Genomic DNA, 17,921 nt, shown 5'->3' on the forward strand with positions numbered 1-17,921 from the left:
CGGGGTAGTGACGTGACAGGCTGGCAGTTCTGGGTCGACCGAGGCGGCACCTTCACGGACATCGTCGCGCGACGCCCCGACGGCCGTCTGCTGACCCACAAACTCCTCTCCGAGAACCCGGCGCGCTACTCGGACGCGGCGGTCACGGGCGTACGCGAGATCCTGAAGGACTCGCAGGACCCCATCGAGGCCGTCCGCATGGGCACGACGGTCGCCACGAACGCCCTCCTCGAACGCAAGGGCGAGCGGACCCTGCTGGTCATCACCCGCGGCTTCCGCGACGCCCTGCGCATCGCCTACCAGAACCGCCCCCGCATCTTCGCCCGCCGCATCGAACTCCCCGAGCTGCTGTACGAACGGGTCGTCGAGGTCGACGAACGCATCGCCGCCGACGGCACCGTCCTGCACACGCCCGACCTGGACGCCCTCGCCGGTCCTCTCCAGGAGGCGTACGACGACGGGATCCGCGCCATCGCCGTGGTCTGCATGCACAGCCACCGCCATCCCGCTCACGAACGGGCCGTCGGCAGGCTCGCCGCCCGCGTCGGCTTCCCGCAGATCTCGCTTTCCAGCGAGGTCAGCCCCCTGATGAAACTCGTCCCGCGGGGGGACACCGCCGTCGTCGACGCCTACCTCTCGCCCGTGCTGCGCCGATACGTCCGTCATGTCGCCGACGAACTCGAAGGCGTACGGCTGATGTTCATGCAGTCCAACGGCGGTCTCGCGGAAGCCGGGCAGTTCCGCGGCAAGGACGCCATCCTCTCCGGCCCTGCCGGCGGCATCGTCGGCATGGCCCGCATGTCGCAGCTCGTCGGCTTCGACCGCGTCATCGGGTTCGACATGGGCGGCACCTCCACCGACGTCTCCCATTTCGCCGGCGAGTACGAGCGCGTCTTCACCACACAGATCGCCGGTGTCCGGCTGCGCGCCCCCATGCTGGACATCCACACCGTCGCGGCCGGCGGCGGCTCGGTCCTCCACTTCGACGGGTCCCGCTACCGCGTAGGGCCGGACTCGGCGGGCGCGGACCCCGGTCCCGCCTGCTACCGGGGCGGCGGCCCGCTCGCCGTCACCGACGCCAACGTCATGCTCGGCCGCATCCAACCCGCCCGCTTTCCCAAGGTCTTCGGCCCCGACGGCGACCAGCCCCTCGACGACGCCCTCGTCCGCGACCGCTTCGCCGCCCTCGCGCGCGACATCCGCGAGCGGACCGGCGACGACCGCACACCCGAGCAGGTCGCCGAAGGCTACCTGCAGATCGCGGTCGCCGACATCGCCAACGCCGTGAAGCGGATCTCCGTCCAGAAGGGCCACGACGTCACCCGCTACGCCCTCACCACCTTCGGTGGCGCCGGAGGCCAGCACGCGTGCATGGTCGCCGACTCGCTCGGCATCCGCACCGTCCTCGTGCCCCCCATGGCCGGCGTCCTCTCCGCGCTCGGCATCGGCCTGGCCGACACCACGGCCATGCGTGAACAGTCGGTCGAAGCACCCTTGGAAGCGGCCGCGATGCCCGGCGTCCTCGAGACGGCCGACGGACTCGAAACCGCTGCCCGCGCCGAACTCCTCGACGAGGACGTCCCTGAGGACCGCATCGAGGTCACCCGCCGCGCCCAGCTCCGCTACGACGGCACCGACACGACCCTCACCGTCGAGCTCACCGACCCCGACACGATGAGGCGTGCCTTCGAAGAACGTCATCGCGCCACGTACTCCTTCACCCTCGACCGCCCGATCGTCGTCGAAGCCCTCTCCGTCGAAGCCACCGGCATCACCGAACCCCCCGATCTCTCCGTGCTCTCCCCGTACGAGGCCACCCCGCAAGGCAGCCCGGCCACCGCTCCCGAAACCGTCCGTCTCCACACGGGCGGCACCTGGCGCGACGTACCCCTCCACCGCCGCGAGGACCTGCCTCCCGGCGAAACCGTCACCGGCCCGGCGATCATCACCGAGGCCAGCGCGACGACCGTCGTCGACGACGGCTGGCAAGCCGCGACCTCCCACGACGGGCATCTGGTCATGGAACGCGCGGCGATTACGCAGAGTTCCGATCTGGACACAAAAGTCGATCCGGTTCTCCTCGAGGTCTTCAACAACCTGTTCATGTCCATCGCGGAGCAGATGGGCGCCCGGCTGGAGTCCACGGCTCAGTCCGTCAACATCAAGGAACGCCTGGACTTCTCCTGCGCCCTCTTCGACCCGGACGGAAACCTGGTGGCCAACGCCCCGCACATCCCCGTCCACCTGGGCTCGATGGGCACGAGCGTCAAGGAGGTCATCCGGCGCCGCGGCTCCCGGATGCGGCCCGGCGACACCTACGCCGTCAACGACCCGTACCAAGGCGGCACCCACCTGCCGGACGTCACCGTGATCACTCCGGTCTTCGACACGGGAGCCACGGCGAACACGGAGGGTGAGCGGGAAATCCTCTTCTACGTCGCCTCACGCGGCCACCACGCCGAGATCGGCGGCATCGCCCCGGGCTCCATGCCCGCGAACAGCCGCACCATCGAGGAGGAAGGAATCCTCTTCGACAACTGGCTGCTCGCCGAGAAAGGCCGCTTCCGCGAGGAGGACACCCTCCGCCTGCTCACCGAGGCGCCCTACCCCTCCCGCAACCCGAAGACCAACCTCGCCGACCTGCGCGCCCAGATCGCGGCCAACCAGAAGGGCGTCGACGAAGTCGCCCGCATGATCGAGAACTTCGGCCTCGACGTCGTGCAGGCGTACATGAAGCACGTCCAGGACAACGCCGAGGAAGCGGTGCGCCGGGTCATCGACGCCCTGGACGACGGCGAGTACGCCTACGAGACCGACTCCGGCGCAGTCATCCGCGTACGCGTGCGCGTCGACCGTGAGAACCGCTGCGCCACCGTCGACTTCACCGGCACGTCCCCGCAGCTGGCCACGAACTTCAACGCCCCCTTCTCGGTCGTCAACGCCGCGGTTTTGTACGTCTTCCGGACCCTCGTCGCCGACGACATCCCGCTCAACGACGGCTGTCTGCGGCCCCTGAAGATCATCGTGCCGCCCGGCTCCATGCTGGCGCCCGAACCACCGGCAGCGGTCGTCGCGGGCAACGTGGAGACGTCCCAGGCGATCACGGGCGCTCTCTATGCCGCACTCGGGGTCCAGGCCGAGGGCTCCGGCACCATGAACAACGTCACCTTCGGAAACGAACGCCACCAGTACTACGAGACCGTGGCCTCGGGATCCGGCGCGGGTGACGGGTTCCCGGGCGCGCCCGTCGTCCAGACCCACATGACCAACTCGCGGCTCACCGACCCCGAGGTGCTGGAGTGGCGACTGCCCGTACGGCTCGACGAGTTCGCCGTGCGGCACGGCAGCGGCGGGGCCGGGCGGTGGCGGGGCGGGGACGGCGCCGTGCGCCGCATCCGCTTCCACGAGCCCATGACGGTCTCCACGCTGTCCCAGCACCGCAGGGTCCCGCCCTACGGCATGGCCGACGGCGACCCCGGGGCACTGGGAGCCAACCGTGTCGAACGCGCGGACGGCACGGTCACCGCGCTCACCGGAAGCGACTCGGCGGACGTCGGCCCCGGCGACGTACTCGTCATCGAAACCCCCGGCGGCGGAGGCTACGGCCCACCGCCGCGCGACCCCCATCAAGCAGGAGAAGAGATCGATGATCTTCGGGCGTTCTGAGCGCGGGAAGCCTCCGGTCGAGCCCGTCACGCTCAAGATCCTGGTGGCCGGCGGCTTCGGCGTGGGCAAGACCACACTCGTCGGCGCGGTCAGCGAGATCAGGCCGCTGCGCACCGAGGAACTGCTCACCGAGGCCGGACGCCCGGTCGACGACACAAGCGGTGTCGAAGCCAAGCGCACCACCACCGTGGCCATGGACTTCGGCCGCATCACCCTGCGCGAGGACCTGGTGCTGTACCTGTTCGGCACGCCGGGCCAGGAGCGGTTCTGGTTCATGTGGGACGAGCTCTCGGAGGGCGCGCTCGGCGCCGTCGTCCTCGCCGACACCCGCCGCCTGGAGGACTGCTTCGCGGCCGTCGACTACTTCGAACGGCGCTCCATACCCTTCCTGGTCGGTGTCAACTGCTTCGAAGGAGCCGCCCGTTACCCCGCGCAGGACATCCGGCAGGCCCTCGACCTCGACGACGACGTGCCGCTGCTGCTGTGCGACGCCCGCGACCGGGAGTCCGTCAAGGAGATCCTCATCGGCGTCGTCCAGCACGCGATGGCCTTCCAGGCGGACCGCCGTCAGACCGTGACCACCTGACGCCGGCCGTCGCCCGAGCACGCACACGGCCCGTACCCCCGCCGACCGGGGTACGGGCCGCGGCTCATGACAGACGCACGCGCGCGTGCACCGCTCTGACTCCCGACGCCTCCCTCAGCTCTCGCCGTCCTCCTCCCACCCGAAGCTCCTCTCCACCGCCTTGCGCCAGTTGTGGTACTCGCGGTCACGCGCCTCGGCCGGCATGGCCGGCGTCCACTCGGCGTCCTTCGCCCAGTGCGCCTTGAGCTCGTCCAGGTCGTTCCACACGCCGGTGGCCAGGCCCGCGGCGTACGCGGCGCCCAGACACGTCGTCTCGGAGATCTTGGGCCGGATCACCGGTACGTCGAGCACGTCCGCCTGGTGCTGCATGAGCAGGTTGTTCTTGGTCATTCCGCCGTCGACCTTCAGGGTCGTGATCTGCACCCCCGAGTCCTGGTACATGGCGTCCACGACCTCGCGCGTCTGCCAGCTCGTCGCCTCCAGCACGGCCCGCGCGAGGTGCGCCTTGGTGACGTACCGCGTCAGTCCGGTGACGACCCCGCGCGCGTCGGATCGCCAGTACGGGGCGAACAGGCCGGAGAAGGCGGGCACGATGTACGCGCCGCCGTTGTCCTCGACGCTCGCCGCCAGGGGCTCGATCTCGTCGGCGGTGCGGATGATGCCGAGCTGGTCGCGGAACCACTGGACGAGCGCGCCCGTTATGGCTATCGCACCCTCCAGGCAGTAGACCGGCGCCTCACTGCCGATCTTGTAGCCCATCGTCGTCAGCAGCCCGCTCTTCGACGGCACCGGCCGGTTGCCCGTATTGAGCAGCAGGAAGCTCCCCGTGCCGTAGGTGTTCTTCGCATTGCCCACGTCGTAGCAGGCCTGCCCGAACACCGCCGCCTGCTGGTCGCCCAGAGCCGACGCCACCGGCACACCGGACAGCTGTCCGACGGCGGTCCCGTACACCTCCGCGGAGGACTTGATCTCCGGCAGGACGGCCTCGGGTACGTTCATGGCGGACAGGATCGAGGAGTCCCACTGAAGGGTCTGCAGATTCATCAGCATGGTGCGGCCGGCGTTCGTCACGTCGGTGACATGGCGGCCGCCGTCCGTGCCGCCGGTGAGGTTCCAGATCAGCCAGGAGTCGATGGTGCCGAAGGCGATCTCCCCACGCTCGGCGCGGTCCCTGAGCCCGGGCACGTTGTCCAGCAGCCAGGCCGCCTTGGGCCCGGAGAAGTAGCTGGCCAGCGGGAGTCCGGTCTGCTCACGGAAACGATCCTGCCCGTCCGACCCCCCGAGCTGGTTGCACAACGCCGCGGTACGCGTGTCCTGCCACACGATCGCGTTGTGCACCGGCTTGCCCGTGGCGCGGTCCCACAGCACGGTCGTCTCACGCTGATTGGTGATGCCGAGCGCGCTGAGCTGGTCGGCGCGCAGCCCCGCCTTGGCGACCGCGCCCGCGACCACCGCCTGCACCTTCGACCAGATCTCGGTGGCGTCGTGCTCGACCCAGCCGGGTTTGGGGAAGATCTGGCGGTGCTCGCGCTGGTCGACGGCCACGATGGCGCCGTTCCGGTCGAAGATGATGCAGCGGCTCGAGGTGGTGCCCTGGTCGATTGCGGCGACGTACTTCTCGGCGTTGTCCGTCATGGCTACCCCTTGGGCTGATTCAGAAGGCTGCGTTGTAGATGAGGCCACCGAGCACACCGCCGATCAGTGGTCCGACGACCGGGATCCACGAGTAACCCCAATCGGACGTGCCCTTGTTCGGAATCGGCAGGAACGTGTGCACGATGCGCGGGCCGAGGTCGCGCGCCGGGTTGATGGCGTACCCGGTGGGGCCGCCCAGGGAGAGGCCGATACCGACGACCAGGAGGGCGACCAGGAGGATCGCGATGCCGGAGCCGTAGATTCCGTCTGCCTGCCCCGCGATCTGCCCGATGCCGATCCCCTCGACGTGCTTGTTGTTGCCGACCAAGGCCAGGATGGGCAGCACCAGGGCGATGGTGGCGAGGATCTCGGTGATCAGGTTGGCGACCGGGTTCCGGATCTCCGGGATCGTGGAGAAGATGCCGAGCGTCGGAACCGGTTCGTCCGCCGTTCCCTCCGTGGTGCCCGTCTGCCGCACGTTGGCCTGGAATTGGGCGAAGTACGTGAGGTAGCAGAGCACGGCGCCGAGCATGGCTCCGGCCATCTGCCCCAGCAGATACACCCAGACCTTGCTCCACACGCCGGTGTCGATGGCGATGGCGAAGGTGACGGCCGGATTGATGTGACCACCCGAGAGCGGAGCGGCCGTGTACGCGCCCGCCAGGACGCCGAACCCCCAGCCGAACGCGATCACCACCCAGCCGGCGGCTCGCGCTTTGGAGAATCTCAGGGTGACGGCGGCGCAGACGCCGGCGCCGAACAGGATCAGGATCGCCGTGCCGATCATCTCGCCGACGAATATGTCTCCGTTGTTCATGGCGGCTCCTAGGCCCTGGCCCGGGGCGATCGACCCCGGTCCTCCGTGCAGGGTGCGTTTCCCATGGCGACTTCAGCCGAAGGCAGGGAGAGTCCCGCGCCCCGCCCGGCGTCCGTGACGAGCGTGCCGTCGTAGCCGACTCGCCCGTGGGGGAAGGGCCTTGGTGCAGGCGGAACCGCGCGGCGCAGTGCGTGGATACGCCGAGAATGTACGGCGATGTCGACTGACACCGGGAAGTGTTCACCGGCGCCCAGGGGGCGTCAAGGTCGCCGACGCCAACGGTTGAGGGCGTGCCGATGGGTCAAATTGTTCGCCGACCGGGCTTCCGGCACGCCCGCTCGGAGATGTTACGGACACCGAGGCCCCGCTGAGGCCGACAGGAAGACCTGCTCCTGCTGAACCCGGCAGGGACCGAGGCCATGGGTGGCTGTGCTGGGGCCTTAGGACACCTCTCGGCCTCCGCCGGCCTTGTGGAAAAAAGCGTCTCACCCCCTACGCGGCTCCGCCACCGCGCACTCCGCCCGGGCCGTCGCCCCCGCCGCCCCGCGCAGGATCTCGTGACCCGGCAGCCCTGCGCGGCCCAGCACCCAGCTCGCGCCGTTCAGCGCCTTCGCGGCCTTCTTCAGGGGCGCCAGGCACGAGGCCGCCTGACGGTGGTCCGACACGCTCCCGGGCTCGCACAGAACCGTGGCCAGGGACAGCGTGACGGGACGCCCACCCGCCGACCAGGGCACGTCCAGCACGGACGTGGCCAGCGGACTCAGCCCCTCCGGATCGGCGAGCACCAGGAAGTCGTCGCCTCCGATGTGCCCCACGCGCGTGGTGTCCGATGCCGCGTGCTGCAGCGCCCGTCCGACCGATCTGATGAGCTCGTCGCCGGCCGCGAACCCCGCCCCGTCGTTGACCTGCTTGAAGTGGTCGACGTCCAGCCAACTCAGCGCGAACGTCCGCCCGTCCGCGATCCGCCGGTCCACCTCACCGGTGATCGCGTCCGAACCGGGCAGCCGGGTCAGCGGATTGAGTCCGGCCGCCTCCTCGACCCGGGTCTCGGCCAGAGCCCGTACGAGGTCCGCGAGCCGTACGACGCCCACGCACCGGCCGTGCCGGTCGACGACGGCCACATCGTCCGAGGTGCGGTCCCGGCCGCCGACCGCGACCACGTCCAGCACCTCCCACGCGGTGGCGTCGACACCCACCGTGCGCGGTGGATCGCCGAGCTTGGCCGCGGGCCGGTCGGCGTACAGGGCATGGCCGTAACGGCCCGACATCGACAGCAGGAAACGGGAGCGATGGACCGACCGCACCGGGACGCCGTGGGAGTCCACCAGCAGCACCCCGGACACGTCCGGCGACCCGGTCAGCAGCGCCCGCACCTGGCCGGCGGAGGCGGTGGCGGGCAGCAGTGCGGCCGGCCGCACGAACTCCCGCACCGACGGTCCCGAGCGCGGCGTGACCGCCGGTCCGGGGGAGCGCGGCGGAACGTACACCTCCGCCGCCGGCAGCCGGGCCGGCGGAGCGAACAGCTCCCCTTGAGCCAGCTGCGCACCGGCCGACCGCGCGGACGCGCACTGCAGCTCCGTCTCCACGCCCTCGACGCACAGGAGCGCCTCCAACTGCTCGCACAGCGTCCGCATCGCGCGTACCGCCGCCGGCCGGGCAAGCATGGAGGCATCGAGTTTGACCAGGTCCGGTGCCATGTCCGTGAGCAGCCGCAGCGGCAGGTCCCCGTCCCCTACGCCGTCCGCGCTGATCCGGAAACCCTGGCCCCGCAGCGAGCCGATCACCTCCAGCAGGGCCTGCTGAGGCACGTGCGTGTACGGCGGCCCGATATCGACCGTCACCTCCCACGGCAGCCGCCCCGCCGCACGCACCGCGTCATGCAACGGCGTGAGTCCGCCGAGGTCGGCGAGGGTGCCGGCGAAGACGTTGACGTGCAGAGGCAGCAACGTCTCCTGCCGAGCCGCCGCACGGAACGCCGACACGGCGAGCCGGCCGTCGAGCTCGGGATCACGGCGGGCCTCCGCCAGGACGTCGCCGGTCTCCGGGCGGGCGAGTATCTCCAGCCCCGCGACCCCGCCGGTCGTCAGGTTGACCACCGGTTGGAAAGCGAAGCGGAGAGTGTCCGTCCAGGAGCTCACGGGAGCATGATGGCGCCGCCGCATCCGGCCCGAGCCCAGTTCATGAGACGTTCACGCAGGATTCCGGATCGGTCACACAGCGTAGAAGGACCCGGCCCCTCGAAATCCCTCACGAGGCACACCTGTCCGGCCCCCGGAAGACGCCCTTCCACTGATCGGATACAGTCCGCGGCGTGTCCGAAACTCAGCACTCCGCCCCCAACTCCGCAGCGGACTCCCATTGTTCGAGCTGCGGCGCGCCCTACGGAGAGGGCGTCTCCGGCTGGCCCCGCACCTGCCCCGCGTGCGGCACCGTGGCCTACCGCAATCCGCTTCCGGTAGCGGTCGCACTCCAGCCCGTGTACGACACGAAGGGCACCGCCCTGGTCGTCATCACGCGCACCACCGACCCCGCGCGCGGAGGCATCGCCCTTCCCGGCGGCTTCATCGACGACCGCGAGGACTGGCGACAGGCCGTGGTCCGCGAACTCAAGGAAGAGACCGGCATCGACGCGGCCGGCCGCGACGTACGTCTCGTCGACGCGATGAGCTCCCCCGACGGGCACCTGCTGCTGTTCGGCCTCCTTCCGGAACGGCCCGCCGACCGCCTGCCCCCGTCGGCGGCCACCGGCGAGACCGAAGGCTGGCACCTGTTGCATAGGCCGGAGGAGCTCGCCTTCCCGCTGCACACGCTCGCCGTACGCGCCTTCTTCGAGGGCCGTTACCTCTGAGCCCCCCGCTCGCCGAGCCCGCGTACGCGGACGGGATACGGCGACGCGGTCACACCGTCCTCGAGTTCCTGCTCGACGACCAGCTCCCGGCCCTGCCAGCGGGTGACGTAGCGCTCGATCTCGGGCTCGTCCCAGCCGTCACCCGCATCCGGCACCACCAGCCCGCCCCCGGTGCGCCCCGGGGCGGGCGCCCATACCTCCAGTTCCAGCGCACCGTCGTCCCCACGCACGGGAACGACCGCGCCCGCGCGCGCGAGCACGGGGATCCGGGACAGGGGCGCGTCCACGAGAACCTGCCCCGGCCCCTCGAACACCCGCTCCGTCGCCGTGTCGTACCAGCGCCCGCGCGGCAACCGCACCGCACGGCGGTCGGCGCCCGGATCCAGCACCGGCGCCACCAGCAGACAGTCGCCCAGCAGAAACGCATCTTCACAATCGCGCAGCGCCCGGTCCTCGGGCGCCGACCACCACGTCGGACGTACGTACGGCGCCCCTGTGCGGCGGGCCAGATGGGCCAGCGTCACGAAGTACGGCAGCAGCCGCCGACGCTCGACGAGCGCCACGCGCGCGTGCTCCAGCACCTCCGGACCGAACTCCCATGGCTCCCTGCGCCCCGCCCGCAGACTCGCGTGCGTACGGAACAGCGGCAGATACGCCGCCAGCTGGAACCACCGCAGATACAGCTCCGGCGAGGGACTCCCATCGAATCCGCCCACGTCCGGCCCCGAGTAGGGCACACCGCACAGCCCGAGGCCCATCACCAGCGACAGCGACGCGCGCAACCCGGGCCAACCGGTGGCCACGTCACCGGACCAGGTCCCTCCGTAACGCTGCAGGCCGGCCCATCCCGAGCGCGAGAAGACGAAGGGACGCTCCTCCGGGCTCAGTTCGCGCAGCCCCTCGTAGCCCGCCCTGGCCATGCACAGGCCGTAGACGTTGTGCGCCTCCCGGTGATCCCCGCCGCGCCCCTCCAGGGAGTGCCGGGCCGACCGCGGCAGCGTCGACTCCCCGAAGGCGGCGAACGAGGTCGGCTCGTTCATGTCGTGCCAGAAACCCGAGAAGCCCTGCCCCAGCCGCTCCTCGTACAGGCCACCCCACCACCGCCTCACGCGCGCGTGCGTGAAGTCCGGATAGACCGACTCCCCGGGCCAGACCACCCCACGCACGAGCCGCCCGGAGGCGTCCCTGACGAACGCGTCCTCGGCAGTCCCGCTGTCATACACGGCGTTACCCGGCGCCGCCTTGACCGCCGGATCGACGATCGACACCAGACGGATCCCGTCCCGCCGCAACTCCTCCGCGAGCTGTGGCAGTTTGGGGAAACCCTCGTGGTCCACCGTGAACACCTGGTGCTCGTCGTAGTGGTCGATGTCCAGATGGACCGCGTCCAGCGGCAGATCACGCTCCTGGTAACCCGCAACGATCCGCCGCACCTCCTGCTCACTGCCGAACCCCCACCGCGCGTGATGGTGGCCCAGCGCCCACGCAGGTGGTAGCGCAGCCGCACCGGTGAGGGAGGCCCAGACGAGCAGCACGCGCGCGGGGGTGCCCACCACCACCCAGCAGCGCAGCGGACCGCCGTCCATCCGCAGCTCGCTCGTCCCCGCCCGGTCGTGCCCGGAACCGGCACCCTCCTCGCCCTCCCGCAGCGTCACCGTGCCGTCCCACGAACTGTCGTGGAACATCAGATGCGTGGCCGCGTCCGCCACCACGAGCTGCACCGGCATGGTGATGTACAGCGGGTCGTCGCCGGGGCCGAACGCCCGGCCGGGGTCGGTGTTCCACAGCCGGTACGTCCCGTCCCTCAGCCGGGGCCCCGACGCCCGCCCCCCGAGCCCGAAGAACCGCGCGTCCGCGGCCACCTCCGAGCGCTGCATCCACCGCGCCGGCCCACCGCCGACGGGCTCCCACCAGCGCGGCGGCAGATCGCGGCGCAGGGTCACACCACCGGGCGTCTGCACCTCCACGGCACCGTGCCGCGAGATCACGACCGTCACCCGCTCGGCCACCAGCCGCCAGCCACCGTCCTTGTCAGGCTCCAGCACCGCCCGGGGATCCGGCTCCGGACAGCGGCCCGCGAGCGCGTACGACGGTTCGGGAGCCGCCCCGTCCCACCCCCAGAACACGGCCCCGTGCACGGTGACGGCGATGCGCAGCTCAGACCGGCTGAACCGGATGACGCCACCGCCCGGAGCGGGCCGCACCTCCTGCACGAGCCCGGGTACCCGAGCGCGCTCGGCACCCCGGGGCTGCAGTCCCTCGGCGTCGGCGCGCTTCCTGCGCCACGCCGCCCGTACGGTACGCAAACCCTGGGCCGCTCCCACAGAACCGACCACCCTCATCGAACGCACCAGGTCACGACCGTCCATGCTGCTCAGCCTGCCATTGCCCGCCCCACGCGCGTGCGCCGTTCAACTGCCGTTCACCTGTGCTGGGACCACATCTTCACGACACGGACTGTGTGCGGCGCACCCTGGTGCAGAAGTCGATCACATGGCATCGTCCGTGTCATCCGCGTCACGCGCACACCCCGCCGTGCGCGGAGGACGCACACGACGCGCACAGTCCGGGAGCCGCCCCATGTCGACCGTGAACCCCCAGCCGCTGTGGCAGCCAGACCCGCAGCGCATCACACAGGCTCAAGTCACCAAGTTCCAGGCCTGGGCCGCCGAACGCCACGGCGCCCCCTCCGAGGGCGGCTACGCGGCCCTGCACCGCTGGTCGGTCGATGAACTGGACACCTTCTGGAAAGCCGTCACGGAGTGGTTCGACGTACGCTTCTCCACCCCCTACGCGCGCGTGCTGGGCGACCGCTCGATGCCCGGCGCCCAGTGGTTCCCCGGCGCCACACTGAACTACGCGGAGCACGCCCTGCGCGCCGCCGCGACCCGCGCCGACGAACCCGCGCTCCTGTATGTCGACGAATCCCACGAGCCCCGTCCCGTGACCTGGGCCGAGCTGCGCCGCCAGGTGGGCTCCCTGGCCGCCGAGCTGCGCGCCCTCGGCGTCCGCCCCGGAGACCGCGTCAGCGGCTACCTCCCGAACATCCCGCAGGCTGTCGTCGCCCTCCTCGCCACGGCAGCGGTCGGCGGCGTGTGGACCTCCTGCGCCCCCGACTTCGGCGCCCGCAGCGTCCTCGACCGCTTCCAGCAGGTCGAACCGGTTGTCCTGTTCACCGTCGACGGCTACCGCTACGGCGGCAAGGAACACGACCGCCGCGACATCGTGGCCGAACTGCGCAGCGAACTGCCAACCCTGCGAGCCGTCGTCCACATCCCCCTGCTCGGCACCAGCGCCCCCGAAGGCGCCCTGGAGTGGTCGGCCCTCACCACCGCCGACGAGGAACCCGTCTTCGAGCAGGTGCCCTTCGACCACCCCCTCTGGGTGCTCTATTCCTCCGGCACCACCGGCCTGCCCAAAGCCATCGTCCAGTCGCAGGGCGGCATCCTCGTCGAGCACCTCAAACAACTCGGCCTGCACTGCGATCTGGGTCCTGAGGACCGCTTCTTCTGGTACACGTCGACAGGCTGGATGATGTGGAACTTCCTCGTCTCCGGCCTCCTCACCGGCACCACGATCGTCCTCTACGACGGCAGCCCGGGCTATCCCGACACGGGCGCCCAGTGGCGCGTCGCCGAACGCACGGAAGCCACCCTCTACGGGACCTCGGCCGCGTACGTCATGGCGTGCCGCAAGGCCGGAGTGCACCCCGCACGCGACTTCGACCTCACCCAGGTGCGGTGCGTGGCCACCACCGGATCACCGCTGCCGCCCGACGGCTTCCGCTGGCTGCACGACGAGGTCCGCGACGACCTGTGGATCGCCTCCGTCAGCGGAGGCACGGACGTGTGCTCCTGCTTCGCCGGAGCCGTGCCCACGCTGCCCGTGTACGTGGGCGAGCTCCAGGCCCCCGGCCTCGGCACCGACCTCCAGTCCTGGGATCCCAGCGGCAGACCGCTCATCGACGAGGTGGGCGAACTCGTGGTCACGAACCCCATGCCGTCCATGCCGATCCACTTCTGGAACGACCTCGACGGCAGCCGGTACCACGACAGCTACTTCGACACCTACCCCGGCGTGTGGCGGCACGGCGACTGGATCACCGTCACCTCACGCGGCTCCGTCGTCATCCATGGACGCTCCGACTCGACACTGAACCGCCAGGGCGTGCGCATGGGATCGGCCGACATCTACGAAGCTGTGGAGCGCCTACCCGAGATCAAGGAATCCCTGGTCATCGGCATCGAACAGCCTGACGGCGGCTACTGGATGCCCCTGTTCGTCCACCTGGTCCCCGGAGCCGTGCTCGACGAGGCCCTGCTGAACCGCATCAAGCAGACCATCCGCGAACAGCTCTCACCCCGTCACATTCCCGACGAGATCATCGAGGTCCCCGGAGTCCCGCACACCCTCACCGGAAAGCGCATCGAGGTCCCCGTCAAGCGCCTCCTGCAAGGCACCCCCCTCGAGAAGGCGGTCAATCCGGGCTCCATCGACAACCTCGACCTCCTGCGCTTCTACGAGGAACTCGCCCGCAAACGCGCCTGACCCCCGCGCCGGCCTCGTCCTCCCGAACCACGGCGAGTCCGAGGCCGGCTCCTCACCCCGGCGCCGTTGTCAGTGCCCCCGGTTACTGTGAGTGAGCATTGATCGACTGCACAGCAACAGGGGGAAACCATGGCGCACACCGACCACCAGACGATGCGACGCGCCCTGCGCCGCGAAATCGCCGGCACGATCGGTCTGCTGACCGACGAGCACGACTTCCGTGCCATGCGGCTCTACCGCAGCTTCACCTTCGACGACCACAAGATCTACCTGGAACAGGTGGAGGCCCTTCTCAGGGCACGGGCCTGCCAAGGCACTCATACGACGATCGCACTCTTCGACCCGCAGGAGTACGCCGACTTCTGCGCCGAAACCGGCCTCGACCCCGACATCCCGTCGAGCCGCACGCGCTTCACCGCCGAGCTCGCGGCCACAGGACCGACCATCCCCTTCGACGGCCAGCCACTGGCCGACCTCGTCCCGGCCCTCGTCGACGAAGCCGTCCGACAAGCCACCTGGGAGTACGCCTCCACGCTCCTGGCACGACTCGGCGCGTGCCCCACCTGCGGCGAGGACATCGGTCGCGCGGCCTTCACCCGAGCCTCGAACCTCCTCGTCCGCATCCTGGACACGGCCCAGGCGGGCAGCCGACACCTCGTCTGCAGCGTCACCGGAACCCCAGAAACACTCGTCTCCGTCCTGCATGCCGACGAAGACACCCAGGGCGCCACCCACCTGGACGAGGCCGAGGCCCTGGAGTTCACCACGGTCCTGGCCCTCGGCCTCGCCACCCGCAGCCCCGGCGGACTCGTCATGCGAACAAGCGCCCCCGGCACAACCGATCGCATCTACGGATGGCGCCTGCGCGGCGACCGTCTGGAGCCCCTCACCGCGAGCGAGGTCTTCGACGCCTACTGCACCGACATCGAATCCGGAGACCTCATCCCGCCGGAATCGGGCGTCGACTACTGCGTACCGCCGGATCTCGGCGATGACGAAGCGACGCCGGGACACCACCACTGAATGCGTCTGGGGCGCCCCACCCACAAGTGGAGCGCCCCAGACGAACAAGCATGCAGCCGTCCCGCACGGGCTACTCGCCGGACAGCACCGCCTGAGCGGCCTGGCGCGCCTCCTCGGCGCTGTCCGTCGCACGTGCCGCCGCGGCGGCACGCTCACACTGCGCCAGCGTGTACTTCGCCAGCGTCGCCCGGACGTAAGGAATCGACGCCGCGCCCATGGACAGGGAGGTGACGCCCAGACCGGTCAGCACACACGCGAGCAGCGGGTCGGACGCCGCCTCGCCACAGACGCCGCAGCTCTTGCCCTCGGCCGTCGCCGCCTCGGCGGACAGCGCGACCAGGTCGAGCAGCGCGGGCTGCCACGGATCCTGCAGACGGGACACGGCACCCACCTGCCGGTCCGCGGCGAAGGTGTACTGGGCGAGGTCGTTCGTCCCCAGCGACAGGAACTCGACCTCCTGCAGGATCGAACGGGCACGCAGCGCGGCCGACGGAATCTCCACCATCGCGCCGAACTTCGCCTGCAGCCCGGCCGCACGGCACGCGTCCGCGAACGCCTTGGCGTCGGTACGGTCCGCCACCATCGGGGCCATGACCTCGAGATAGACGGGCAGTCCCTCGGCCGCCTTCGCGAGCGCCGTCAGCTGGGTGCGCAGCACCTCGGGGTGGTCCAGCAGCGTCCGCAGCCCGCGCACACCCAGCGCCGGGTTCGGCTCATCGGTCGGCGTCAGGAAGTCCAGCGGCTTGTCCGCGCCCGCGTCGAGGACACGGACGACGACACGGCCCTCGGGGAAGGCCTCGAGAACCTGTCGGTATGCCTCGACCTGCTTCTCCTCGGAGGGAGCGTTCTTGCTGTCGTCCAGGAAGAGGAACTCGGTACGGAACAGCCCGACACCCTCAGCGCCCGCCTCGACCGCGGCCGGCACGTCGGAGGGTCCTCCGACGTTGGCCAGCAGCGGCACCTTGTGACCGTCGGCGGTGGCACCCGGACCCGTGGACGCCGCGAGCGCGGCCTTGCGCGCAGCGGCAGCGGCCTCGAGCTCCGCCTTCTTCTCATCGCTCGGGTTCACGAAGATGTCGCCGGTGCTGCCGTCGACGGCGATGACCGTGCCCTCGGCGAGTTCACCGGCACCCGGCAGCGCGACCACGGCCGGTACACCGAGCGCCCTCGCCAGAATCGCGCTGTGGCTGGTCGGACCGCCCTCCTCGGTGACAAAGCCGAGAACCAGGGTCGGGTCCAGCAGCGCCGTGTCGGCCGGGGCGAGGTCGCGGGCAACGAGGACATAGGGCTCGTCACTGTCCGGGACACCCGGCATCGGGACCCCGAGCAAACGAGCGACGATACGATTCCGCACGTCATCGAGGTCGGCCACACGACCGGCCAGGTACTCGCCGGCTCCGGCCAGCAGCTCACGGTAGGCGGCGAAGGCGTCGTACACGGCACGCTCGGCCGTGCTGCCGACGGCGATACGCCGGTCCACGTCCGACATCAGCTCGGGATCCTGGGCCATCATGGCCTGCGCCTCAAGGACCGCCTGGGCCTCGCCTCCCGCCAGATTCCCGCGCGCCATCAGGTCGGCTGCCACAGCCTCCACAGCCTTGCGAGCGCGCCCCTGTTCACGCTCCGCTTCCTCAGCCGGGATCTGCTTGGCAGGCGGCTCGAGGACCGCCGTTCCCATGTGCCGAACCTCGCCGATCGCCACACCGTGGCTCACGCCGACGCCTCGCAGCGTTGTCTCCATTTCACCCGTCTCCGATAGTGCGGCGGGTCCTGCCGCCGCGGTGGTTGTCGTCCCTACTTGCCGTCGCATGACGGCGCCCGCGTCACTTCCAGACGAAGAGACTGTCGCCGGCCTTCACATCGCCGTTGTCACGCAGATCGGAGAGGGCCTCGGCCGTGGCTTCGAGGGCCACGATCGGGCACACCGGGGACTTGCCGGCTGCCTCGACGGCCGTGGGGTCCCAGCGCACGATGCCCTGGCCGCGGGTCACGGTGTCGCCCTTGTTCACGAGCAGCTCGAAGCCCTCGCCGTTGAGCTGCACGGTGTCGATACCGAGATGAGTGAGCACACCGTGACCCTGCTCGTCCACGACCACGAAGGCGTGCGGATGGAGAGAGACGATGACTCCGTCCACGGGCGACACGGCCTCGGAGGGCTCACGCACGGGATCGATGGCGGTGCCCGGGCCGACCATGGCCCCGGAGAAGACCGGATCCGGCACGGACGCCAGTCCGACGACGCGTCCTGCCAGCGGGGACGTCACGGTGGTCATGGGAAGCCTCCCAGGGGTGGAGATCAATTTGGCCGTCGCTGCCTGTGCAGGACGGCTGTTCAGCAGGGTATGTCACTTGAAGTGCCGGTTCCGCGCGAGCGTACGAGTGGTCTAGACCATACCTCAAATCGATTTGCACCGGCTCCGCGGTCGCGTGTACAGTCGTACTCCTGCTCGGGACTGAGTGACGCAGCTACGCGTCCCCGCTCGACAGCATCAAACTCATCAGATCCTATCTTTGGGTCACTTCCTGCATGCCCGCAGGACGGTGGTCAGAGAGACGGAAAAACCCTGATAGAGTTTGAAACATCGAAGGGAAGCGCCCGGAGGAAAGCCCGAGAGGGTGAGTACGAAGGAAGCGTCCGTTCCTTGAGAACTCAACAGCGTGCCAAAAGTCAACGCCAGATATGTTGATACCCCGTCTCCAGCACCTGCTGGGGCGAGGTTCCTTTGAAAAAACACAGCGAGGACGCTGTGAACGGTCGGGCTTATTCCGCTCGACTGTTCCGCTCTCGTGGTGTTGGA

At 70.0% G+C, this 17,921-nt stretch carries 11 protein-coding genes; 5 read left to right on the forward strand and 6 right to left on the reverse strand.

Translation table 11 applies throughout. The annotated features are described in order from the left end of the window. The first annotated feature begins 12 nt into the window (after window positions 1–12). Window positions 13–3,666, forward strand: coding sequence for a hydantoinase B/oxoprolinase family protein (locus ABZ078_RS25150; RefSeq protein WP_356578633.1), 3,654 nt, complete (start codon window positions 13–15; stop codon window positions 3,664–3,666). Continuing rightward, window positions 3,647–4,252, forward strand: coding sequence for an ATP/GTP-binding protein (locus ABZ078_RS25155; protein WP_356578635.1), 606 nt, complete (start codon window positions 3,647–3,649; stop codon window positions 4,250–4,252). The genes ABZ078_RS25150 and ABZ078_RS25155 overlap by 20 nt, the downstream gene beginning before the upstream one ends. A 114-nt stretch (window positions 4,253–4,366) precedes the next feature. Here ABZ078_RS25155 and glpK read toward each other — a convergent pair whose 3' ends face one another. The 3 genes from glpK to ABZ078_RS25170 form a co-directional block, all read right to left on the reverse strand. After that, window positions 4,367–5,887, reverse strand: coding sequence for a glycerol kinase GlpK (gene glpK / locus ABZ078_RS25160; RefSeq protein WP_356578637.1), 1,521 nt, complete (start codon window positions 5,885–5,887; stop codon window positions 4,367–4,369). A gap of 19 nt (window positions 5,888–5,906) precedes the next feature. Then, on the reverse strand, window positions 5,907–6,704 hold the full coding sequence (locus tag ABZ078_RS25165) for an MIP/aquaporin family protein (RefSeq protein WP_356578639.1): 798 nt from the start codon (window positions 6,702–6,704) through the stop codon (window positions 5,907–5,909). Window positions 6,705–7,189: 485 nt separating this feature from the next. Next, the gene (locus tag ABZ078_RS25170) at window positions 7,190–8,842 is read right to left on the reverse strand and encodes a GGDEF domain-containing protein (RefSeq protein ID WP_356578641.1); all 1,653 of its coding nucleotides are present in this window, start codon (window positions 8,840–8,842) and stop codon (window positions 7,190–7,192) included. A 173-nt stretch (window positions 8,843–9,015) separates the two neighbouring features. Between ABZ078_RS25170 and ABZ078_RS25175 the strand changes: the two genes are divergently transcribed. After that, window positions 9,016–9,552 carry an NUDIX domain-containing protein gene (locus tag ABZ078_RS25175; RefSeq protein ID WP_356578643.1) on the forward strand — a complete coding sequence of 179 codons (537 nt, stop codon included), beginning with the start codon at window positions 9,016–9,018 and terminating at the stop codon, window positions 9,550–9,552. Here ABZ078_RS25175 and ABZ078_RS25180 read toward each other — a convergent pair. Further along, the gene (locus tag ABZ078_RS25180; protein ID WP_356578645.1) at window positions 9,543–11,921 is read right to left on the reverse strand and encodes a TIM-barrel domain-containing protein; all 2,379 of its coding nucleotides are present in this window, start codon (window positions 11,919–11,921) and stop codon (window positions 9,543–9,545) included. The genes ABZ078_RS25175 and ABZ078_RS25180 overlap by 10 nt on opposite strands. A 211-nt stretch (window positions 11,922–12,132) precedes the next feature. Between ABZ078_RS25180 and ABZ078_RS25185 the strand changes: the two genes are divergently transcribed. Together ABZ078_RS25185 and ABZ078_RS25190 are read left to right on the forward strand one after the other, a co-directional pair. Continuing rightward, window positions 12,133–14,100 carry an acetoacetate--CoA ligase gene (locus ABZ078_RS25185; RefSeq protein ID WP_356578647.1) on the forward strand — a complete coding sequence of 656 codons (1,968 nt, stop codon included), beginning with the start codon at window positions 12,133–12,135 and terminating at the stop codon, window positions 14,098–14,100. Window positions 14,101–14,229: 129 nt separating this feature from the next. Further along, on the forward strand, window positions 14,230–15,123 hold the full coding sequence (locus ABZ078_RS25190) for a hypothetical protein (RefSeq protein WP_356578648.1): 894 nt from the start codon (window positions 14,230–14,232) through the stop codon (window positions 15,121–15,123). A 70-nt stretch (window positions 15,124–15,193) separates the two neighbouring features. Here ABZ078_RS25190 and ptsP read toward each other — a convergent pair whose 3' ends face one another. Both ptsP and ABZ078_RS25200 read right to left on the reverse strand, forming a co-directional pair. Then, window positions 15,194–16,864, reverse strand: a complete 1,671-nt coding sequence (ptsP, locus tag ABZ078_RS25195) for a phosphoenolpyruvate--protein phosphotransferase (protein ID WP_356578650.1) — start codon at window positions 16,862–16,864, stop codon at window positions 15,194–15,196. Between the two features lie 82 nt (window positions 16,865–16,946). Further along, window positions 16,947–17,396: a PTS glucose transporter subunit IIA gene (locus ABZ078_RS25200; protein WP_356578652.1), complete on the reverse strand. Its 450-nt coding sequence runs from the start codon at window positions 17,394–17,396 to the stop codon at window positions 16,947–16,949. Between the last annotated feature and the right edge of the window lie 525 nt (window positions 17,397–17,921).

The sequence above is a fragment of the Streptomyces sp. NPDC006385 genome (assembly GCF_040612485.1).
Classification (GTDB): Bacteria; Actinomycetota; Actinomycetes; order Streptomycetales; family Streptomycetaceae; genus Streptomyces.